Consider the following 3,291-nt stretch of genomic DNA (forward strand, 5'->3'; position numbering starts at 1 on the left):
GATGTAGACGAACCGGCGCGTGCTGAGATCGCGGCGTTGCCAGCGGTCGTAGTCGTCCCACCAGTCAGCTTTAAGCCGAGAAATTGTCGTTGATGACAGCCCCGCTGCATTGGGGCCCAAAAGTGCGGCAAGTGCTTCGTGAAAGTCGCCAGTGGAAATGCCTTTGAGATAAAGCCAGGGCAGCAGTTCTTCGATGGATTTGGCTTTGCGCAAATAGGGCGGCAGGATTGTCGAGGTGAACCGGACTTTCTCAGCGGTGTCGCCCCGGTCTCGCACGCGCGGCACCTTGACCGGCACAGTACCGATCCCAGTCATCACCTGGCGTTCCGGCAAATGCCCGTGGCGGACAAGCCGAGCGCGACCATCCTCGATCCGGTCGCCGGAATAGGCCTCCAACAACACCGAAAGCTCTGCTTCAACTGCTTGCTGGATCAGGCTGCGCGCACCTGAACGCAGAAGGTCAGTCAACGGGTCAGCTGAAAATCCATGTGGATCGGGCAAGGTCGTGATGATAGTCTTCGTCATGTGGCATATCCTTTTCTCTGCAGAGAATTGCGGCGCGTGAACAACGCCATGATATGCCGCCCCTCAGGGGCCATCACCAACTTTCAGCTATATCTCTCCATATCCTTCATCGCCCATATCTTACTTTTGTTGGCGTCATGGCCTATCGCACAATGCGGGCAGTTCGATGTGCCCTTTGCCTTTGCAGCCTTGGTCTGTTGTTCATAAACAGAGCGTTTCATGGCTTCATCAAAAACCCGAATATCTAAAAGCTTAGAGTCCTGCGACCCGCCCAGAACATATTCAAACACCCCACGCCTGTTTTTAACAAATGGGTCTCCGTACAAGCGCTTGACCTCGGCAGAAACTGCGGCGGGATCGTAGGATGTCATGTGATGGCTTTCATAAAGCCTTCCCCAGTCCAATCCCTGCATCTCTTTCTCAACGTCGAGAAAGACGCTCGAAACCCAGTCGATTACGCTATCGAAATAGTTCTTTAGTTCAGCGATATTGTTGTCTGTGCGATGGGCGCTCATGTAAGTGCCTATATCGCCCTTGCTTACCCAATCCAAAGCACGCTCAAGGTAGTCCTGCCGATTGGCACTCCCCTTGATATAGGCGGACCATTTTTGAATATTTGCGTTCTGGCTGTTGCTGAACTCAGCCTTTGCAAGCGTCACAAACGGGCCGGAATAGATCGCATTTAACAGTTCTTGAGGTTTCAGCGGGACGCCCGCAATATTGATGGTCTCAAACCACTGCTTTATCTGGGTCTCTGTGCCTTCGCAGACATAGATCAGCATCTTTGCTTCAAGGATCAGTGCCTGCTGGTCTTTGGGAAGACTGTCAAAGAGCTTAGGGTCAGGACCCATTGATCTGCTTGAGGTCGCCTGAGCTGCGTGATTCAAGCTCCCGAACTGACGGGGGTGATGATGAGCAACCTTTTTTGGCTGACCGACGCGCAGATGGCCCGCCTGGAGCCCTACTTTCCCAAGAGCCATGGCAAGCCGCGGGTGGATGACCGGCGTGTTCTGAGCGGCATAATCTTCATCAACCGCAATGGCTTGCGGTGGTGCGATGCGCCCAAGGAATACGGCCCGGCCAAGACGCTTTACAACCGCTGGAAGCGATGGGGCGAGAAGGGTATCTTCGCGCGGATGATGCACGGCCTTGCGTCGGAGGCAGCCGTTCCGAAGACGGTGATGATCGATGCGACCTACCTGAAGGCGCACCGCACGGCGAGCAGCCTGCGGTCGAAAAAAGGGGGCCCGGGGACCAGCGGGGCCGCGCGATCGGCCGAACCAAAGGTGGCATGAACACCAAGCTGCATGCCGTCACGGATGCCGATGGACGCCCGATCCGGTTCTTCATGACCGCAGGCCAGGTCAGCGATTACACCGGTGCTGCAGCACTGCTGAACAGCTTGCCATCAGCAGATTGGCTGCTGGCCGACCGGGGCTATGACGCCGACTGGTTCCGGGATGCGTTGAAAGACAAAGGGATAAAGCCCTGCATCCCCGGACGGAAAGCACGAAAGACACCCGTGAAATACGACAAGCGCCCCCAAGTTCGACAGCAAATCGGCTAAATGATTGATATTGTTATGGCGGGGTTCGCCATTGTGTGACTACCAAACGGGCTTCAGGCGGGTTTTGGCAGGTTCAGGGTGTCGAAGAGTTCCAATTGTTCCGGTGTGATTGTCGAGAGCCCATCCAAAGTTCGCTCGCCAATGCTGGTTGTGTGGCGTTGAATGCGCTCGAGCAGATCGAGGGCGGTGCGCGGGCTTGCGCTGTGGCCTTTTGCTTTCAGGCGCATGCGCATGACGCGGTAGAGGACGAGAGCCAGGAAGCAGATCATGGCGTGGGCGCGGATGCGATCAGGCAAGCGGTGGTGGACCGGCGCGATCTCGATGTCGGATTTCAACACGCGGAAGCCGCGCTCGATGTCTGCAAGGCCCTTGTAGCGCGCGACGGCCTCGGCAGGGCTCAGATCCGGTGCGTTGGTGACAAGCGCGAGCTTGCCGTCAAAGAGTTCAGCCTCGGCGATGGCGTCTTCATTGACACTCCAGCTGAAGCGGTCTGCGTTGAGATCGGCCTTGAGGAAGCGCGTGAGTTCGGCTTCCGCGACGGCGCGGGTGAAGCGGCTATACGCCCCGCGGTCGGAGGCGCGGCGCCCCCTGGCGGTCTTTCCGGCATCTTGAGCGTCGAGCTTGCCGACCATCTTTTCGGCCATGGCGTCGAGCTCGGCGATGCGGGCGCGACGCCGATCGCCCTGTTCTGTGGCACGAAGCGGGTCATGGGCGACAATCAGGCGATGACCGGCAAAACGATCCTCGGCCAGCCCGCCCCCATCGAAGACCATGTTCCGGAATGTCTCGACCAAGTCACTGTAGCGGCGTGCCGGGACCGCGAGGATGAACTCCAGGGTTCGCCCGCCCTGCTCGGCGAGGGATGTCAGAGCTCCAATATTCTCGAGGCTCAGCAGCCCGCGGTCGGCCACCAGGATCACGCGCTCGATCGGGAAGCGCTGCAGGACAGTGGCCAGCATGGCCTGCAGAGTCCTGGTCTCGGCCACGTTGCCCGGATGCACGGTATGCATGAGCGGCAGCCCCTCGGCGGTCTGCACGACGCCGAGGACGAACTGGCGTGCGATGCCACCGGTCTCCTTGTTCATGCCATAGGCGCGGATATCGTCGTCGACCTCGCCTTCGCCGTGGATACGCACGGTGGTCAGGTCGTAGAAGACAACGGTCAGGTCCTGATCGACCAAGGGTCGGATCTGTTTGGC

General features: G+C 58.5%; 3 protein-coding genes and 1 pseudogene. 1 reads left to right on the plus strand and 3 read right to left on the minus strand.

Translation table 11 applies throughout. From position 1 onward, the window contains the following. Positions 1-525 (minus strand): transposase (locus E2L05_RS20445; RefSeq protein WP_208016242.1); only part of this gene is annotated, 525 nt, incomplete at its 3' end. Between the two features lie 83 nt (positions 526-608). Further along, entirely contained in the window at positions 609-1,376 is a 768-nt protein-coding gene (locus E2L05_RS20450) for a hypothetical protein (RefSeq protein WP_208016291.1), read from the minus strand. 60 nt (positions 1,377-1,436) lie between these two features. Between E2L05_RS20450 and E2L05_RS20455 the strand changes: the two are divergent. After that, positions 1,437-2,080 (plus strand): annotated as a pseudogene (locus E2L05_RS20455) (IS5 family transposase); the annotation flags it as partial. 65 nt (positions 2,081-2,145) lie between these two features. On the opposite strand, the gene E2L05_RS20460 reads toward E2L05_RS20455, so the two are convergent. Continuing rightward, positions 2,146-3,291 (minus strand): IS1634 family transposase (locus tag E2L05_RS20460; protein WP_133343866.1); only part of this gene is annotated, 1,146 nt, incomplete at its 5' end.

This window comes from Meridianimarinicoccus aquatilis, from assembly GCF_004358675.1.
Taxonomy (GTDB): Bacteria; Pseudomonadota; Alphaproteobacteria; order Rhodobacterales; family Rhodobacteraceae; genus Meridianimarinicoccus; species Meridianimarinicoccus aquatilis.